The organism is Actinocorallia aurantiaca, assembly GCF_039533685.1.
Classification (GTDB): domain Bacteria; phylum Actinomycetota; class Actinomycetes; order Streptosporangiales; family Streptosporangiaceae; genus Actinocorallia; species Actinocorallia aurantiaca.
Genome location: NZ_BAAATZ010000039.1, coordinates 1 through 17,399, shown reverse-complemented (window position 1 = coordinate 17,399; position 17,399 = coordinate 1). Strand labels below are relative to the sequence as shown.

General features: G+C 71.2%; 17 protein-coding genes. 12 read left to right on the top strand and 5 right to left on the bottom strand.

Annotated features, from left to right (window positions below; translation table 11 throughout):
• The 11 genes from infB to ABD327_RS36530 form a co-directional block, all read left to right on the top strand.
• A partial coding sequence (infB, locus tag ABD327_RS36580; protein WP_344458160.1) for a translation initiation factor IF-2 occupies positions 1-1,929 on the top strand: 1,929 nt, incomplete at its 5' end.
• Positions 1,930-2,003: 74 nt separating this feature from the next.
• Positions 2,004-2,300, top strand: coding sequence for a DUF503 domain-containing protein (locus ABD327_RS36575; protein WP_344458158.1), 297 nt, complete (start codon positions 2,004-2,006; stop codon positions 2,298-2,300).
• A gap of 3 nt (positions 2,301-2,303) precedes the next feature.
• Positions 2,304-2,810: a 30S ribosome-binding factor RbfA gene (rbfA, locus tag ABD327_RS36570; protein WP_344458156.1), complete on the top strand. Its 507-nt coding sequence runs from the start codon at positions 2,304-2,306 to the stop codon at positions 2,808-2,810.
• A 5-nt stretch (positions 2,811-2,815) separates the two neighbouring features.
• Positions 2,816-3,682, top strand: coding sequence for a tRNA pseudouridine(55) synthase TruB (gene truB, locus ABD327_RS36565; protein WP_344458169.1), 867 nt, complete (start codon positions 2,816-2,818; stop codon positions 3,680-3,682).
• Positions 3,683-3,786: 104 nt separating this feature from the next.
• Entirely contained in the window at positions 3,787-4,452 is a 666-nt protein-coding gene (gene trhA, locus ABD327_RS36560) for a PAQR family membrane homeostasis protein TrhA (protein ID WP_344458154.1), read from the top strand.
• A gap of 136 nt (positions 4,453-4,588) precedes the next feature.
• The gene (locus tag ABD327_RS36555) at positions 4,589-5,530 is read left to right on the top strand and encodes a bifunctional riboflavin kinase/FAD synthetase (protein ID WP_344458152.1); all 942 of its coding nucleotides are present in this window, start codon (positions 4,589-4,591) and stop codon (positions 5,528-5,530) included.
• 167 nt (positions 5,531-5,697) lie between these two features.
• Positions 5,698-5,967: a 30S ribosomal protein S15 gene (gene rpsO / locus ABD327_RS36550; protein ID WP_344458149.1), complete on the top strand. Its 270-nt coding sequence runs from the start codon at positions 5,698-5,700 to the stop codon at positions 5,965-5,967.
• Positions 5,968-6,192: 225 nt separating this feature from the next.
• Positions 6,193-8,520 carry a polyribonucleotide nucleotidyltransferase gene (locus ABD327_RS36545; protein WP_344458165.1) on the top strand — a complete coding sequence of 776 codons (2,328 nt, stop codon included), beginning with the start codon at positions 6,193-6,195 and terminating at the stop codon, positions 8,518-8,520.
• A gap of 91 nt (positions 8,521-8,611) precedes the next feature.
• Positions 8,612-9,955 carry a M16 family metallopeptidase gene (locus ABD327_RS36540; protein ID WP_344458163.1) on the top strand — a complete coding sequence of 448 codons (1,344 nt, stop codon included), beginning with the start codon at positions 8,612-8,614 and terminating at the stop codon, positions 9,953-9,955.
• 164 nt (positions 9,956-10,119) lie between these two features.
• Positions 10,120-10,860, top strand: a complete 741-nt coding sequence (gene dapB, locus ABD327_RS36535) for a 4-hydroxy-tetrahydrodipicolinate reductase (RefSeq protein WP_344458147.1) — start codon at positions 10,120-10,122, stop codon at positions 10,858-10,860.
• On the top strand, positions 10,857-11,438 hold the full coding sequence (locus tag ABD327_RS36530) for a transglutaminase-like domain-containing protein (RefSeq protein ID WP_344458145.1): 582 nt from the start codon (positions 10,857-10,859) through the stop codon (positions 11,436-11,438). The genes dapB and ABD327_RS36530 overlap by 4 nt, the downstream gene beginning before the upstream one ends.
• A 19-nt stretch (positions 11,439-11,457) precedes the next feature.
• Here the strand turns inward: ABD327_RS36530 and modA are convergent, their stop codons facing one another.
• Positions 11,458-12,183 carry a molybdate ABC transporter substrate-binding protein gene (gene modA, locus ABD327_RS36525; protein WP_344458143.1) on the bottom strand — a complete coding sequence of 242 codons (726 nt, stop codon included), beginning with the start codon at positions 12,181-12,183 and terminating at the stop codon, positions 11,458-11,460.
• Positions 12,184-12,260: 77 nt separating this feature from the next.
• On the opposite strand from modA, the gene ABD327_RS36520 reads away from it, so the two are divergent.
• On the top strand, positions 12,261-12,920 hold the full coding sequence (locus tag ABD327_RS36520) for a uracil-DNA glycosylase (protein WP_344458141.1): 660 nt from the start codon (positions 12,261-12,263) through the stop codon (positions 12,918-12,920).
• A gap of 47 nt (positions 12,921-12,967) precedes the next feature.
• Here ABD327_RS36520 and ABD327_RS36515 read toward each other — a convergent pair whose 3' ends face one another.
• From ABD327_RS36515 to ABD327_RS36500, 4 genes are all read right to left on the bottom strand, one after another.
• Positions 12,968-14,656, bottom strand: a complete 1,689-nt coding sequence (locus tag ABD327_RS36515; protein ID WP_344458138.1) for a ribonuclease J — start codon at positions 14,654-14,656, stop codon at positions 12,968-12,970.
• A 19-nt stretch (positions 14,657-14,675) separates the two neighbouring features.
• Positions 14,676-15,593, bottom strand: coding sequence for a 4-hydroxy-tetrahydrodipicolinate synthase (gene dapA, locus ABD327_RS36510; RefSeq protein WP_344458136.1), 918 nt, complete (start codon positions 15,591-15,593; stop codon positions 14,676-14,678).
• A 248-nt stretch (positions 15,594-15,841) separates the two neighbouring features.
• The gene (locus ABD327_RS36505) at positions 15,842-16,372 is read right to left on the bottom strand and encodes a GNAT family N-acetyltransferase (protein ID WP_344458134.1); all 531 of its coding nucleotides are present in this window, start codon (positions 16,370-16,372) and stop codon (positions 15,842-15,844) included.
• Between the two features lie 10 nt (positions 16,373-16,382).
• A partial coding sequence (locus tag ABD327_RS36500; RefSeq protein WP_344458132.1) for an aminotransferase-like domain-containing protein occupies positions 16,383-17,399 on the bottom strand: 1,017 nt, incomplete at its 5' end.

Below are 17,399 nucleotides of genomic sequence, written 5' to 3'. Positions count from 1 at the left end.
GGCACGGCGGGCGCCTTCGGGCGTCCCGGCGGCCGTCCGGCCCGCGGGCGCAAGTCCAAGAAGCAGCGGCGTCAAGAGTTCGACAACATGCAGGCGCCGGCGATCGGCGGCGTCAACGCCCCGCGCGGCAACGGCAAGGTCATCCGGCTCGCCCAGGGCGCGTCGCTGACCGACTTCGCCGAGAAGATCGGCGCCAACCCGGCGTCGCTCGTGGCGATCATGATGCACCTCGGCGAGATGGTGACCGCCACCCAGTCGGTCACCGAGGAGTCGCTGCAGCTGCTCGGCGCGGAGCTGGACTTCAACGTCCAGGTCGTCAGCCCCGAGGACGAGGACCGCGAGCTGCTGGAGTCCTTCGACCTGGAGTTCGGCGAGGACGAGGGCGGCGAGGAGCTGCTGACCGCGCGGGCCCCGGTCGTCACCATCATGGGTCACGTCGACCACGGCAAGACCAAGCTGCTGGACGCCATCCGCAACGCCAACGTGGTCGCGGGCGAGGCCGGCGGCATCACCCAGCACATCGGCGCCTACCAGGTGACCACCGAGGTCGAGGGCAACGAGCGCAAGATCACCTTCATCGACACCCCGGGCCACGAGGCGTTCTCCGCCATGCGTGCCCGTGGCGCCGACACCACCGACCTGGTGGTGCTGGTGGTCGCCGCGGACGACGGCGTCAAGCCGCAGACCACCGAGGCGATCGACCACGCGACGGCGGCCGGCGTGCCGATCGTCGTGGCGGTCAACAAGATCGACAAGGAGGGCGCGGACCCGACCAAGGTGCGGGCCCAGCTCACCGAGTACGGCCTGGTGGCCGAGGAGTTCGGTGGCCAGACCATGTTCGTGGACGTGTCCGCGAAGCAGGGCCTGAACATCGACGGCCTGCTCGAGGCGATCGTGCTGTCCGCGGACGCCGAGCTCGACCTGCGGGCCAACGCCGACCAGGACGCCCAGGGCGTCGCGATCGAGGCCCACCTCGACAAGGGCCGCGGCCCCGTGGCGACCGTGCTGGTCCAGCGCGGCACGCTGCGGATCGGCGACTCCATCGTCGCCGGCGGCGCGTACGGCCGCGTGCGGGCCATGCTCGACGAGAACGGCGAGCACGTCGACGAGGCTCCGCCGTCCCGTCCGGTCATGGTGCTCGGCCTGACCGCGGTGCCGGGAGCCGGCGACAGCTTCCTGGTCGTCGAGGACGACCGGATGGCGCGTCAGATCGCCGACAAGCGGGCCGCGCGCAAGCGCAACGCCGAGCTGCTCAAGAGCCGCCCCAAGCACTCCCTGGAAGACCTGTTCAAGGAGCTGGAGAAGGGCGAGCGGCAGGAACTGCTGCTCATCCTCAAGGGCGACGTGTCCGGTTCGGTGGAGGCCCTCGAGGACTCGCTGCTCAAGATCGACGTGGGCGACGAGGTCAACCTGCGGATCATCCGCCGCGGCGTCGGCGCGATCACGCAGAACGACGTCAACCTCGCGGTGGCGTCCGAGGGCGCGGTCATCATCGGCTTCAACGTCCGTCCCGAGCGCAACGCGCAGGAGATGGCGGACCGCGAAGGCGTCGACATCCGCTACTACTCGGTCATCTACCAGGCGATCGAAGAGGTCGAGGCGGCGCTCAAGGGCCTGCTCAAGCCGGAGTTCGAAGAGGCGCAGCTGGGCACCGCCCAGGTCCGCGCGGTCTTCAAGGTGCCGAAGATCGGCAACATCGCCGGTTGCATGGTCCAGTCCGGCACGGTCAACCGCAACAGCAAGGCGCGGCTGGTCCGCCAGGGCGTGGTCATCGCCGACAACCTCACCGTCTCCTCGCTCCGCAGGGAGAAGGACGACGTCACCGAGGTCCGCGAGGGCTTCGAGTGCGGTATCGGCATCGGCTACCAGGACCTGAAGCTCGACGACGTCATCGAGACCTTCGAGATGCGCGAGAAGCCTCGGGCATAACGAGTCGGTGAAGGGGCGCTCCGGAATGTGATTCCGGGGCGCCCCTGTTTTGACCTGAGACGAAGGAGGTGGCCTTGTTCGTAGGGGCGTTGACCCTTGATCTGCTGCTGGGGGACGTACATTCCCTGAAGGAGAAGCGCGGGATCGTGCGGCCCGTCGTCGCGGAGGTGCTCAGGCGCTTCCCGGCGGTCGCCGTCGCCGAGACCGGCGACCACGACCTGCACCGCAGGGCGGAGATCGGCATCGCCGTGGTGTCCGCCAGCGCCGGCAACTGCCGGGAGGTCCTGGAGAAGTGCGAGCGGCTGGTGGCCGGTCGCCCGGAGATCGAACTGCTGTCGGCACGGCAGCGGATCTATGACGACGAGGAGTAGGCCATGGTGGATGCGGCGCGGGCGCGCAAGCTCGCCGACCGGATTCAGCAGATCGTGGCGGAGATGCTGGAACGGCGGATCAAGGACCCCCGGCTGGGGTTCGTGACGATCACGGACGCCAAGCTGACGAACGACCTGCGGGACGCCACCGTGTTCTACACGGTGTACGGCACGGACGAGGAGAAGGCCGGGACGGCCGCGGCGCTGGAGAGCGCCAAGGGCGTGCTCCGCGCGGAGGTCGGCCGCAAGACCGGCGTCCGGTACACCCCGTCCCTGACGTTCGAGCTGGACGGCGTGATGGAGAACGCCCATCACATCGAGGAACTGCTGGCCAAGGCCAAGGAGCAGGACGCCGAGGTGGCGGCCAAGGCGGTGGGCGCCCAGCACGCCGGTGACGCCAACCCCTACAAGGCCGACGACGAGGACGACCTCGACGAGGACGAGGACGAGGACGACGAGACCGGGTCCGACGAGACCGGTGGAGCCGCCGGGGTCGGGGACCGGCCGTGAGTCCGGTGTCCGGGCTGGTGATCGTCGACAAGCCCGCCGGGTGGACGTCCCACGACGTCGTGGCCCGGATGCGCCGCCTGGCGGGCACCCGCAGGGTCGGGCACGCCGGCACCCTGGACCCGATGGCCACCGGGGTGCTGGTGGTCGGGGTGGAGAAGGCGACCCGCCTGCTGGGACACCTGGCGCTGACCACCAAGGTCTACGACGGCACGATCCGGCTGGGGGAGACCACCAGCACCGACGACGCCGAGGGGGAGCCCACCGGGACCACCCCCGCCGGGCACCTGGAGGACGCCGCGGTCGCCGAGGCGGCCAAGGCCTTCACGGGCGAGATCATGCAGGTTCCGCCCCAGGTCAGCGCGATCAAGGTGAACGGGCAGCGGGCCTACAAGAAGGCCCGGCAGGGCGAGGAGGTCGAGCTGAAGGCCCGGCCGGTGACCGTCCACGGCTTCGACGTCCTGGCGGTCCGCCGGGCCGGTGAGACGGTGGACGTGGACGTCTCGGTGACGTGCTCGTCCGGCACCTACATCCGGTCGCTCGCCCGCGACCTGGGCGAGGCCCTGGGCGTCGGCGGGCACCTGACGGCGCTGCGCCGCACCGCGGTGGGCCCCTACCGCCTCGACCAGGCCCGCACCCTCGAGCAGCTCGCCGCCGAATGCGAGATCCTGCCGATGGCGGAGGCCGTCGCGGCGGTCTTCCCGCGCCGTGACGTCACCGAGGAGGAGGCCCGGCTGGTGGCCCACGGCGGCCGTCTGCGGGCTCTGGGGCTCGGTGAGGGCCCGATAGGGGTGTTCGGCCCGGACGGCACGCTGCTGTCGCTGGTGGAGGAGAAGGGCTCCCAGGCCCGGCCGCTCGCGGTGTTCGTCTCCTGAGGAGGCCGGCTGGAAGCGGTCGGCCGTGAACATCATCACGTTCCGGGGCAGCTAACTTACGGTACCGTAACCTACGGGTACGTAGGTCATGGTGCGGAGGAAGTATGGTCTCGACGCTGGAACGGGTCATGGACACGCCGCTGAAGCCGCGGCTGCGCGGCTGGCTGCATCTGGGGGCCTTCCCCGCCGCGCTGATCGGCGGTCTGGCGCTGGTGACCTTCGGGCCGACGCTGGAGGCCCGGATCGGCGCGGCGGTCTACGCCGTCACCTCCGGGCTGCTGTTCGGGGTCTCGGCGACGTACCACCGCAACCAGTTCGGCCCCCGGGGCGAGGCGGCGATGCGCCGCTTCGACCACGCGAACATCTACCTGATCATCGCCGGGACGTACACGCCGTTCGCGCTGCTGGCCCTGGAGGGCGCCACCCGGACGCTGATCCTGTCCGGGGTGTGGGCGGGAGCGCTCGCCGGGGTGGTCTTCAAGACGGTCTGGCTGTCGGCGCCGCGCTGGCTGTCGACCGCCTGCTACATCGGCCTGGGCTGGGTGGCGGTGCTGGCGCTGCCCCAGTTCTTCGCCGGCGCGGGCGTGGCGGCGAGCATCCTGATCATCGTGGGCGGCGCGCTCTACAGCGCCGGGGGTGTGGTCTACGCCATGAAGCGGCCGGACCCCTCGCCCCGCTGGTTCGGGTTCCACGAGGTCTTCCACGCCTTCACCCTGGCGGCCTACACGTGCCAGTACGTGGCGGTCTCCCTGGTGGTCTACCGGGCCTGAGGCGCCGCGCGCACATTTGCTACCGACGAGTAGAGTCGAGGCAACGGGGGTGCGGCGTGCATGCCGCGGTCCCGGGCATGGCAGTCTTGTCCCGAGCAGGACCATGAACGGGCTCACGAAGCTAGGGAGCGGGTAGGTGCGGCGCTGGTACGGCCTCGATGAGGTGCCCCGGGACTGGGGCAGATCGGTCGTCACCATCGGGGTGTTCGACGGGGTCCACCGCGGCCACCAGAAGGTGATCGGCCGGGCCGCGGAACTCGCCGCCGAGCTGGGACTCCCCTGTGTGGTGGTCACTTTCGACCCGCATCCGGACGAGGTGGTGCGGCCGGGCAGCCATCCGCCGCTGCTGTCGTCCGGGGTCCGGCGGCCCGAGCTGCTGGCCGAGGTGGGCGCGGACGCGATCATGGTGCTGCCCTTCACGCTGGAGCTGTCCCGGATGGGGCCGGACGAGTTCGTCCAGTCCATCCTGGTGGACCGGCTGCACGCGGCCCGGGTGATCGTGGGCGAGGACTTCCGGTTCGGCCACCGGGCCAAGGGGGACATCGCCCTGCTGCGCGAGCTGGGCGAGAAGTACGACTTCCTGGCCGAAGGGGTCCCGCTGGTGGCCGACGGCGACACCATCTCCTCCACCGCGATCCGGGCCAGGCTGGCCGAGGGCGCGGTCGAGGAGGCGGCGCACCTGCTGGGCCGCCCGCACCGCGTCGAGGGCATCGTGGTGCGCGGGCACCAGCGCGGTCGGGCCCTGGGCTTCCCCACCGCCAACGTGGAGTCGCTGCCGCACACGGCCGTCCCCGCCGACGGGGTGTACGCCGGCTACCTGGTCTGCGACTCCGAGCGCTACCCGGACCAGTGCTGGCCCGCGGCGATCTCCGTCGGCACCAACCCCACCTTCGAGGCCGTCGTCCGGACGGTGGAGGCCTACGCCCTGGACCGCGACGACCTGGACCTGTACGGCGAGCACGTCTCCGTGGACTTCGTCAGCCGGATCCGGGGTATGGTCAAGTTCGAGTCGATCGAGGACCTCATCGCGGAGATGCGGCGCGACGTCGAGCGCGCGCGCGAAGTGACGCGGTCCTAGGATCACCGTGATACGGTAAGTAGTCATCGGGATTTCCGTCCCGGTGCGTTGCCCGCTGCTCCCTCAGGGCGGTGGGCGAGTGCCAGGACCCGACTACGGGTCGGCACGAGTCACTGAACGCACTCTGCGGCCGAGGCTGCGGGTGTCGAGCACAACTAAGGAGTCACGTGTCCCTGGACACCACCGTCAAGAACCAGATCATCGCCGAGTATGCGACCACTGAGGGTGACACCGGATCCCCGGAGGTCCAGGTCGCGCTGCTGACCCGGCGGATCAACGATCTGACCGAGCACCTCAAGGCGCACAAGCACGACCACCACAGCCGCCGCGGCCTGCTCCTTCTGGTCGGCCGCCGTCGCCGGCTGCTGAAGTACCTGCAGAACAAGGACATCAGCCGCTACCGCCAGCTGATCGAGCGCCTCGGTCTGCGTCGCTAGCAAGAGCACGAGGGAGTGATCCGAGCCGAGGGTCACTCCCTCTCGCATAATTGAAACCAAGCCCGCGAACGCCTCCTCAGGCCTTCGAGGGCCGGTCCTCGGTAGTGGCCATCGGATCACGGCGATCCGCGGGCTTCGATCGAAGACCGGCAAGGATCTCGAGCGAGAGATGCGGGAGCGGGGAACTACGAAACCTGGAGGTTTCCCGTGTCCGATGCCATTCGCATCGATGGAGCGCACAGCTCCGAAGCCGTCATCGACAACGGCTCGTTCGGCGCGCGCAAGGTCCGGTTCGAGACCGGACGGCTCGCCCGCCAGGCGGGCGGATCCGCCGTCGTCTACCTGGACGACGACACCATGATCCTGTCCGCCACCAGCGCCTCCAAGCGGCCCAAGGAGAACCTGGACTTCTTCCCCTTGACGGTCGACGTCGAGGAGCGCATGTACGCCGCGGGCCGCATCCCCGGCTCGTTCTTCCGCCGCGAGGGCCGCCCGTCGGAGGACGCCGTCCTCACCTGCCGGCTCATCGACCGGCCGCTGCGCCCGTCCTTCGTCAAGGGCCTGCGCAACGAGATCCAGGTCGTGGTGACGGTCATGTCGCTGAACCCCGACCACCTGTACGACGTGGCGGCCATCAACGCCGCCTCCATGTCGACCCAGCTCGCGGGCCTGCCGTTCTCCGGCCCGATCGGCGGCGTGCGCGTCGCCCTGATCGACGGCCAGTGGGTGGCCTTCCCCACCCACACCGAGCTGGAGCGCGCCACCTTCGACATGGTCGTCGCGGGCCGCACGCTGGCCGACGGCGACGTCGCGATCATGATGGTGGAGGCCGAGTCCACCCGCGGCACGCTCGGCCTGGTGGCCGAGGGCGCGGTCGGCCCGACCGAGGAGACCGTCGCCCAGGGCCTGGACGCGGCCAAGCCGTTCATCAAGGAACTGTGCCGCGCGCAGTCCGAGCTGGCCCAGATCGCGGCCAAGGAGACGGCCGACTACCCCGTCTTCCTGGACTACGAGGACGACGCCCTTCAGGCCGTGTCCGAGGTCGCCACCGAGGAGCTCGCCGCCGCCCTGACCATCGCGGGCAAGACCGAGCGCGAGGAGCGCCTCTCGGCGATCCAGGCCGAGGCCGCCGAGAAGCTCGCCGAGCGCTTCGAGGGCCGAGAGAAGGAGATCCCCGCCGCCCTGCGCGCGCTCACCAAGAAGCTCATCCGCGAGCGGATCACCCGCGACGGGGTGCGCATCGACGGCCGCGGCGTCAAGGACATCCGCCAGCTGTCGGCGGAGGCCCACGTGGTCCCGCGGGTGCACGGCTCGGCGCTGTTCGAGCGCGGCGAGACCCAGATCCTGGGCATCACCACGCTGAACATGCTCCGCATGGAGCAGACGATCGACACGCTGAACCCCGAGCGCACCAAGCGCTACATGCACAACTACAACTTCCCGCCGTACTCGGTCGGCGAGACCGGCCGCGTGGGCTCGCCCAAGCGCCGCGAGATCGGCCACGGCGCGCTGGCGGAGCGGGCCATCCTGCCCGTGCTGCCCACCCGCGAGGAGTTCCCCTACGCGATCCGCCAGGTCTCCGAGGCGCTGGGCTCCAACGGCTCGACCTCGATGGGCTCGGTCTGCGCGTCCACGATGTCGCTGCTGGACGCGGGCGTGCCGCTGAAGGCGCCGGTCGCGGGCATCGCGATGGGCCTCATCCACGAGGGCGGCGAGTACGTCACCCTGACCGACATCCTCGGCGCCGAGGACGCGTTCGGCGACATGGACTTCAAGGTCGCCGGCACCAAGGAGCTCATCACCGCGCTCCAGCTCGACACCAAGCTCGACGGCATCCCCGCCGAGGTGCTGGCCGCCGCGCTGCGCCAGGCCCGCGGCGCCCGCCTGGCGATCCTCGACGTCATGGAGGACGCCATCGAGGGCACCGCCGAGATGAGCGAGTACGCGCCGCGGATCATCACCATCAAGGTGCCCGTGGACAAGATCGGCGAGGTCATCGGCCCGAAGGGCAAGATGATCAACTCGATCCAGGCGGACACCGGCGCCGAGATCACGATCGAGGACGACGGCACCATCTACGTCGGCGCGACCAACGGCCCCTCCGCCGAGGCCGCGCGCCAGGCGATCAACTCGATCGCCAACCCGCACATGCCGGAGATCGGCGAGCGCTACCTGGGCACGGTCGTCAAGGTCACCACCTTCGGCGCGTTCGTCTCCCTCATGCCGGGCAAGGACGGCCTGCTGCACGTCTCGCAGCTGCGCAAGCTCCACGGCGGCGTGCGGATCGAGAACGTCGAGGACTTCATCAAGGTCGGCGAGAAGGTCCAGGTCGAGGTGACCGAGATCGACCAGCGCGGCAAGCTCTCGCTGGTGCCGGTCGAGGTCATCGAGAAGGAGGCCGCCGCCGGCGAGGGCGACGGCGAGGCTCCCGCGGGCGAGTCCGGCTCGGGCGAGGAGCGCCAGGACCGGTCGCGCCGCACCCGCACCCGGCGTCCGGCCTCCGACCGCGGCGGCGACCGCGGCGGCGACCGGGCGGCCGACCGCAACTCCTGATCACCATGGCGACCGGCCGGTCCCGCCCTCGGGGCGGGCCGGTCGGTCGCCGCTTCCATACTCCGACCGTGAAGAGAGAGATCCAGTGACCATGTCGGGAGAGGCCGGGATCACCGCCGCGGAGCAGGAGCCCGGAAGCACCGTCACCCTCCACCCGGGGGCCGACGGGGTGGGGACCGTGCGGCGCACCGTGCTGCCGGGCGGGCTGCGGGTGGTCACCGAGACCATGCCGACGGTGCGCTCGGTCGCGTTCGGCATCTGGGCGGGCATCGGCTCGCGGGACGAGGACCTCGCGGACGCCGGGGCCACCCACTACCTGGAGCACCTGCTGTTCAAGGGCACGGCCCGGCGCAGCGCGCTCGACATCTCCGCCACGATGGACGCGGTCGGCGGCGACCTCAACGCCTTCACCGCCAAGGAGTACACCTGCTACTACGCGCGGGTGCTCGACAGCGACCTGCCGCTGGCGGTGGACGTCGTCTCCGACATGGTCACCTCCTCGCTGATCGAGGAGGCCGACGTGGAGGCCGAGCGCGGGGTCATCCTCGAGGAGATCTCGATGCGGGACGACGACCCGTCGGACCTCATCCACGACGAGTTCTCGATCGCCATGTACGGCGACGCGCCGCTGGGCCGCCCCATCCTCGGCACGGTCGACACCATCAACGCGCTGCGCCGCGACGGCATCGCGCGGTACTACCACTCGCACTACCGGGCGCCGAACCTCGTCGTCGCGGTCGCGGGCAACATCGACCACCACCGGGTCGTCGAGCTGGTGGGACGGGCCTTCTCGGCGCACCTGAGCGGTTCGTCGGAACGTCCGGCGCCGCCGCGCATCGGCGGGGAGGCCACGCCGACGCTGGGCGGCGGCACCCGTCTGATCGTGGACGACACCGAGCAGGCGCACGTGGTGCTGGGAGTGCCGGCGCTGGCCCGCCACGACGACCGCAGGTTCGCGCTGGGCGTGTTCAACGCCGCGTTCGGCGGCGGCATGTCCTCGCGGCTGTTCCAGGAGATCCGGGAGAAGCGCGGCCTGGCCTACTCGGTCTACAGCTACACCTCCCAGCACTGCGACACCGGTTCGTTCGGCCTGTACGCGGGCTGCCAGCCGGCGAAGGTCGACGAGGTGCTGAAGATCTGCCAGGAGGAGTTCGCCAAGGCCGTCGCGCGCGGCCTGACCGCCGAGGAGCTGGAGCGGGGCAAGGGCCAGCTGCGCGGTTCGACGGTGCTGGGCCTGGAGGACACCGGGTCGCGGATGAGCCGGATCGGCAAGAGCGAGCTGGTCTACGAGTCGCTGCTGTCGGTGGACGAGGTGCTGGCCCGGATCGACGCGGTGAGCCTGGACGAGGTCAACACGCTGGCGGCCGAGGTGCTCGAGCGGCGGCCGACGCTGACGGTCATCGGCCCGTTCGAGGGCCGGGAGTTCGCCGTCTGAGCACGGCTCCCGGCCGCCGGGGGCGTGGAAAGGAAAGAGGACCGGGTCGGCGCGTGACCCGGTCCTCTTTCAGTGTGCCCTGTTGCGGGCACTGGTGTGAGGAAATCTCATGTTTTTCTTCCGCGATAGGCTTTCGAGCGCGTGAGACGTCGGGAGGAACAGAAGTGATCAAGGTCGGAGTGCTGGGCGGCCGGGGCCGGATGGGCGCGGAGGTCTGCCGCGCCGTAGAGGGCGCCGAGGACATGGAACTGGTCGCGGTGGTCGACCAGGGCGACTCCCCGGAGCCGCTCAAGCAGGCTTCCGTCGTGGTGGACTTCACCCACCCCGGCGTGGTGATGGACAACCTGCGCTTCCTCATCGAGAACGGCGTCCACGCGGTCGTCGGCACCAGCGGCTTCGAGCCCGAACGGGTCGAGCAGGTGCGGGCCTGGCAGCGCGAGACCCCGGGCGCCAAGGTGTTGATCGCGCCGAACTTCGGCGTCGGCGCGGTGCTGATGATGCACTTCGCGCAGAAGGCCGCCCCGTTCTTCGAGTCGGTCGAGATCGTCGAACTGCACCACCCGAACAAGGCGGACGCGCCCAGCGGCACCGCCTACCGGACGGCGGAGCTGATCGCCGGGGCCCGGCGCGAGGCCGGAGTGCCCGTCTCTCCGGACGCCACCGTCAGCGAGCTGGACGGGGCGCGCGGCGCGAACGTCGAGGACGTGCGCATCCACTCGGTGCGGCTCTCCGGGCTCATCGCCCACCAGGAGGTGCTGCTCGGCGGGCACGGCGAGACGTTCACCATCCGCCACGACTCGATGAACCGCGAGTCGTTCATGCCCGGCGTCCTGCTGGGCGTGCGCAAGGTCGCCGGGCTGCCCGAGCCGCTGGCGCTCGGCCTCGAACCGCTGCTGGGCCTGTGATCTTCGTAGGGGAACCCTGGGACTTCCTCGGCGCCGGTGAGGCGGTCGACTTCGAGCACCCGGCGATCCAGGCGCTCAGCTCCCGCTTCCCCGACGGCGACCTGGCGTACGCGCAGGCCGCCTTCGACTTCGTCCGCGACGAGATCACCCACTCGATGGACGCGTCCGACCCCCGGGTGCCGTGGCGGGCGTCGGACGTCCTGGAGCAGGGCACCGGCCTGTGCTACGCCAAGAGCATCCTGTACGTGGCCCTGCTGCGCCTGGCGGGCATCCCCTCGGGCTTCTGCTACCAGCGGCTGTCCAACGGGGAGGGCGGATTCGTCCTGCACGGCCTCGTCGCCGTCCAGGTGGGCGAGGACCGGTGGGTGCGGCTCGACCCCCGGGGCGACCGGCCCGGCCTGCGCACCTGGTTCTCCGCCGAGGAGGACATCCCCGCCTACCGCGTCGACCCCGCCGCCGGCGAGGTCGACTACCCGGAGGTGTACGCCCAGCCTCCGGAGAAGGTCCTGAGGGCGCTGAAGGAGGCCGAGGACTGTGCTTCCCTCTGCTCCGGCGGCCTGCCCTCCGAGCTGCCCTGAGGGCGTCCGGGGACGAGGCTCAGGGGGACTGGAAGCCGTACTTGTTGAACAGGGCGGTGGCCTCGGGGCCGGCCAGCCAGTTCACGAAGGCCGCGGCCTCGTCCCGGTGGGGGGACTCGCTGATCGCCGCGGCCGGGTAGACGACGGTGACGTTCTGCGCCGCGGGGATGGCCACGCTGCTGGCGGCGGCGCCCGCCCACTTCATGTCGGTGATGTAGACCAGGCCGGCGTCGGCCTCGCCGCTGCGCACCATGCTCAGCACGGCGCGGGCGCTGGCCTCCTCGGAGCGGGGCTTGACGACCACGCCCGCGCTCGCCAGCACCTGCTGGGAGTAGCGGCCCAGCGGGCCGGTGGAGGGGCCGAGCACCACCTTCATCCTCCGTTCGGCCAGCCGCACCAGATTCCGGACGCGCAGCGGGTTCCCGGGGGCGACGGCGATGGTCAGGGAGTTGCGGGCGATGGTCCTGGCGGGCTCCAGCTCCTCGTCCGGGGACCTGAGCGACCGGGCGTCGGCGGTGATGACCACGTCCCCCTTGTCGAGCTCGCCGGTGATGATCTGGGAGCCGTCCAGCCGCAGCCGGAACCGCAGGTGGCGGTGGGACTGCCGGTAGACGGCGGTGAGGTCCGCCATCACCTCGGTGAGCGAGGAGTCCGCGAGGATCCGCAGGGTGACCGGGCCCTCGCCGCCGGTGCCGCAGCCGGCCGCGAGGGGGAGGAGCAGGAGGAACGCAGCCAGAACACGCATGATCGACACCATAACCGGATCAAGACTCGTCCCGGATTTCCCCCGGAAGTGTCAGCGGTGATCGTTAGGCTTCCCGCATGGACTTGACCGAGCAGCTTCCCCCGGACTGGCGCGCCGCCATGGACCTCGACCCCCTGGCGACCGCGGCGCTCAGCTCCTTCGTGACGGAGGAGTACGAGACGCGGACGGTCTACCCGCCCCGCGAGGACCTCTTCGCCGCGTTCCACCGCACCCCGTACGCGGACGCGCGGGTGCTCATCCTCGGCCAGGACCCCTACCACGGCCCGGGGCAGGCGCACGGGATGAGCTTCAGCGTCCGGGAGGGCGTCAAGATCCCGCCGTCCCTGCGCAACATCTACAAGGAGCTCGCCGCCGACCTGGACGTCGTGCCTCCGGCGAGCGGGGACCTGGGCCGCTGGGCCGAGCAGGGCGTGCTGCTGCTCAACGCGGTGCTGACGGTGCGGGCCGGCGAGGCGGGCTCGCACGCCAAGAAGGGCTGGGAGCAGTTCACCGACGCGGCGATCCGGGCGCTGAACGCCAAGGAGGAACGGGTCGTGTTCGTGCTGTGGGGCGCCTACGCACGCAAGAAGGCGGCCCTGGTCACCGCGCCCCAGCACGTGGTGCACGAGTCGGCGCACCCCAGCCCGCTGAGCGCGCGCGCCTTCTTCGGGACGAGGCCGTTCAGCACCGTGAACAAGGCTCTGGCCGACGCGGGACTGGCTGAGATCGACTGGTGAGCGAGGGGTGAGCGGCGTGGCGCCCGGCGGTGCCGGGCGCCACGGGCTCAGGCCTCCACGACCACCGGAACGATCATCGGCCGGCGGCGGTAGCTGTCGGCCACCCACTTGCCCAGCGTGCGGCGCATGCGCTGCCTCAGCTGGTGCGCGTCGGCGACGCCGTCGGCCGCGGCCTCCGACAGGACCGCGTTGATGCGTCCGATGACGTCGTTGAAGTCCGCGTCGCCGATGCCGGCACCGCGGGCGTGGATCTCCGGCCCGGCGATGACCTTGCCGGTGGTGGAGTCCACGACCACGACCACCGAGACGAAGCCCTCCTCGCCGAGGATGCGCCGGTCCTTGAGCGAGGCCTCGGTGATCTCGCCGACGCTGGAGCCGTCCACGTAGACGTATCCGGCGGGCACGGCGCCGACGATCCGGGCCTGCCCCTCGATGAGGTCGACTACCACGCCGTCCTCGGCGATGACGATGTTCTCGTCGGGGACGCCGGTCAGCGAGGCCAGCTTCGCGTGGGCCCTCAGGTGCCGCCACTCACCGTGCACCGGCATGAAGTTCGACGGCTTGGTGAGGTTGAGCAGCATGAGCAGCTCCCCGGCCGAGGAGTGGCCCGAGACGTGCACCAGGGCGTTGCCCTTGTGCACCACCCGGGCGCCCCAGCGGACCAGGCCGTTGATCACCCGGTACACCGAGTTCTCGTTGCCGGGGATCAGCGAGGAGGCCAGCATCACCGTGTCGCGCTCGGTGATGCGGATCTGGTGGTGGTCGCGGCTGGCCATCCGGGACAGCGCCGACATCGGCTCGCCCTGGGAGCCGGTGCAGACCAGGACCACCTTCTCGGGCGGCAGGGTGTCCAGCGCCTTGGGCTCGACCAGCAGGCCGTCCGGGACGTTCAGGTAGCCCAGGTCCTTGGCCACGCCCATGTTGCGCACCATCGAGCGGCCCACGAAGGCGACCTTGCGCCCCGCCTTGACCGCCGCGTCCAGCACCTGCTGGACCCGGTGGATGTGCGAGGCGAAGCACGCCACGATGATCCGCTCCTGCGCGCCGCGGAAGACGTCGTCCACCGCGGCGGAGATGTTGCGCTCGCTGGTGACGAACCCCGGCACCTCGGCGTTGGTGGAGTCGGACATCAGCAGGTCGATGCCCTCGGCCCCCAGCCTGGAGAAGCCCGGCAGGTCGGTCAGCCGGCCGTCCAGGGGGAGCTGGTCCATCTTGAAGTCGCCGGTGTGCACCACCAGCCCGGCGGGCGTGCGGATGGCGACGGCCATCGCGTCCGGGATGGAGTGGTTGACCGCGAGGAACTCGCAGTCGAACGGCCCGAAGGCGCGGCGCTCACCGTCGTCGACCTGCTGCAGGACCGGTCTGATCCGGTGCTCCGACAGCTTGGCCTCGATCAGCGCCAGCGTCAGCCGGGAGCCGACCAGCGGGATGTCCCCCCGTTCTCGCAGCAGGTAGGGGACCGCTCCGATGTGGTCCTCGTGCCCGTGCGTGAGGATCACCGCCTCGACGTCGTCGAGGCGGTCGCGGACGTACTCGAAGTCCGGCAGGATGAGGTCGATTCCGGGCTGCTCCTCCTCGGGGAAGAGCACGCCGCAGTCGACGATCAGCAGCCGTCCCTCGTACTCGAACACGGCCATGTTGCGGCCGATCTCGCCGAGCCCGCCCAATGCGACGATGCGCAGGCCGCCTGAAGGCAGCGCGGGAGGCTTGCCCAGCTCGGGATGCGGGTGGCTCATAGGGCACCCTCGGTATGACTCACTCAGTGGCCTCCACTTTGATACCCCCCGTGATCAAGTCTTCGCGCAGCCGCGCCGTGAACTCGGGCGCGGCGTCCACCAGCGGGGCGCGCACGGTCCCGCCGGGCAGACCCAGCAGGTTCAGTGCGGCCTTGGTCGCGATGACCCCCTGGGTCCGGGTCATGATCGCGGTGACGACGGGGAGCATCCGGCGGTGCAAGGCCAGTGCTCCGGCGACGTCGCCGGACCTATAGAGGTCAATCATCTCATGGAGGTCGGACCCGACGACGTGCCCCACCACGCTGACGAACCCGGCGGCGCCCTGGGAGAGCCAGGCGAGGTTGAGGACGTCGTCGCCGGAGTAGAACACCAGATCGGTGGCGGCCATCACCTGGGAGGCCGCGAACAGGTCGCCCTTGGCGTCCTTGACCGCCGTGATGCGGGGGTGCTCGGCGAGCCGGAGCAGGGTCGGGGTCTCGATCGGGATGCCCGCCCGGCCGGGGATGTCGTAGAGCATCACCGGCAGGCCGGTGGAGTCGGCGATCGCCGTCATGTGGCGGTAGACGCCCTCCTGCGGCGGCTTGTTGTAGTACGGGCAGACGGTCAGCAGGCCGTGGGCCCCGGCGGCCTCGGCCATCCTCGCCAGCTCGATGCTGTGCCGGGTGTCGTTGCTGCCGGCGCCGAACACGATGGACGCGCGGTCGCCCACGGCCTCGACGACGGCGCGCAGGACGCGCTCCTTCTCGTCGTCGGTGGTGGTGGGGGACTCTCCGGTGGTGCCGTTGATCACCAGGCCGTCGTGGCGCTGGTCGTCCACCAGGTGGACCGCCAGGCGCGCCGCTCCGTCGTAGTCGACCGAGCCGTCGGCGAACATGGGGGTGACCATCGCGGTCAGCAACCGGCCGAACGGCGCGTCGGGTGTAGTGCTGGGTGCCATGCACCGAACCGTACCCGTCCGTGGGCATTCCACGGGTGTCGAAGGGGGTGTCAGGCGCGGAATCGGCGCCGAGGGCGCCGCCGGACGCCGGTGGGAACGGCGACGCCATTCTGATCCGCGCTCGGGGGTACGTGGATCAAAATGGCGTCATCTCCTCATCGTCACCGGTGAATCCCGTGTTACGCGGTTTTCCCGGCTTCTTCGGGAGATGCGACGGACCTGCCCGGGCGGCTCCGCCGGCGCGGGGCTCAGCCGAGCGACGTGTGCATCCTGATCATCTCCACCGGCCGCCCCAGAGCCAGGGTGCGCCGGGCGCCGTCGGGGGCCCATCCGGCCGGCTCGAGGAAGGCGCGCATCCCCGTGTCCTCGGTGAAGACCCAGGTGACGGCGGTGCGGAAGGAGTGCTCGCGCAGCAGGTCGGCGACCGCCGCCATCAGCCGGCTGCCGTGCCCCTCGCGGGCCCGGGCGGGGTCGACGGCCAGGGTGATCAGCTCGGCGTCCTCCTCGGGCGACAGGTCGGGGTCGGACGCGGGGGCGAACGCGGCGAACCCGGTGACCATCCCGTCGGCCACCGCGACCAGGAGCCGGTGGCGCGGGGAGGGCGGGGCGGTCACGGCCTCGGCCCAGCGCTCCCGCCAGGGCGCGGCCGAGGCGGTCATCTCCGCCAGCGGCTCCTCGGGCATGAAGGGCCGGTAGGCGGCCTTCCAGGCCAGCACCTGGATCTCGGCCACAGCCGCCGTGTCACTGAGGGTCGCGTCCCTGACGCCGACATCCGCCATGGCCGGAACGCTACAGCTTCGTCCCGGTCCCCGGGACGCCCCGGCTCCGCGGCGGCCCGGATCGCAGGGCGCGAGCCAGCCTGCGGACCCCTTCGGCGAGGTCGTCGGCGGTGGGCGTGGAGTTGTAGTTGAGCCTCAGGTGGGGGGCGGGCGGCTCGGCGGGGAAGTAGGGCCTCCCCGCCTCGACGGTCACCCCGTGGAGGCGGGCGGCGCCGGCCAGCGCGGTGTCGTCGGTGCCGTCGGGGAGCCTGACCCACAGGTGCATGCCGCCCCCGGGCAGGGAGGTGAGCTCGGCCTCCGGCAGGTGGACCGCCAGCGCCAGCGCCAGGGCGTCCCTGCGGGCGCGCAGTTCGGCCGAGACGGCCCTCAGGTGCCGGGGCCAGGCCGGAGAGGTCACCAGTTCCAGCGCGGTCTCCTGCAGCGGCCTGGCCGGGTAGTAGGACTCCACCAGCTGGCAGGCCCGCAGCCGCTCGGCGACCGGCCCCCGCGCGGTGATCCCGCCGATCCGCAGGGACGGGGCGGTCGGCTTGGTGAGGGAGGCCAGGTGCACCACGGTCCCGTCGGGATCCGCCGCGGCCAGCGGGGGAGGCGGGGCGGAGATCGCGAGGTACCGGGCGAAGTCGTCCTCGATGACGAAGGCCCCGGCGGCCCTCGCGGCCTCCAGGACCGGGGCCCGGCGTTCGGGGGCCAGCACGGTGCCGGTCGGGTTGTGGAAGGCGGGCTGGCAGTAGAAGGCGCGGGCCCCGGTGCGGGCGAAGGCCTCGGCGAGGAGGTCGGGCCGCACGCCGCGCCCGTCCACGGGCACGGGCACCGGGTGCAGCCCGGCGGCGCGGGCGGCGATGATCGCGCCCAGGTAGGTGGGGGACTCCACGAGCAGCGGCTCGCCGGGCCTGAGGAGGGCGCGCAGCGTGGTCCACAGGGCGGCCTGGCCGCCGCCGTCGACCAGCTCGCCGACGGGCTCGGCCCCGACCGGCGCGGCGAACCAGGCGAGCAGCTCCGGCAGCCCGGCCAGCGGCGGCGCCTGCCA

What these genes read in the sequence shown, in the direction of transcription:
- rbfA (WP_344458156.1), top strand. Translation starts at nt 2,304, where the DNA reads ATGGTGGATGCGGCGCGGGCGCGCAAGCTCGCCGACCGGATTCAGCAG.
- trhA (WP_344458154.1), top strand. Translation starts at nt 3,787, where the DNA reads ATGGTCTCGACGCTGGAACGGGTCATGGACACGCCGCTGAAGCCGCGG.
- ABD327_RS36540 (WP_344458163.1), top strand. Translation starts at nt 8,612, where the DNA reads ATGTCGGGAGAGGCCGGGATCACCGCCGCGGAGCAGGAGCCCGGAAGC.
- modA (WP_344458143.1), bottom strand. Translation starts at nt 12,183, where the DNA reads ATGCGTGTTCTGGCTGCGTTCCTCCTGCTCCTCCCCCTCGCGGCCGGC.
- ABD327_RS36520 (WP_344458141.1), top strand. Translation starts at nt 12,261, where the DNA reads ATGGACTTGACCGAGCAGCTTCCCCCGGACTGGCGCGCCGCCATGGAC.
- ABD327_RS36515 (WP_344458138.1), bottom strand. Translation starts at nt 14,656, where the DNA reads ATGAGCCACCCGCATCCCGAGCTGGGCAAGCCTCCCGCGCTGCCTTCA.
- dapA (WP_344458136.1), bottom strand. Translation starts at nt 15,593, where the DNA reads ATGGCACCCAGCACTACACCCGACGCGCCGTTCGGCCGGTTGCTGACC.
- ABD327_RS36505 (WP_344458134.1), bottom strand. Translation starts at nt 16,372, where the DNA reads ATGGCGGATGTCGGCGTCAGGGACGCGACCCTCAGTGACACGGCGGCT.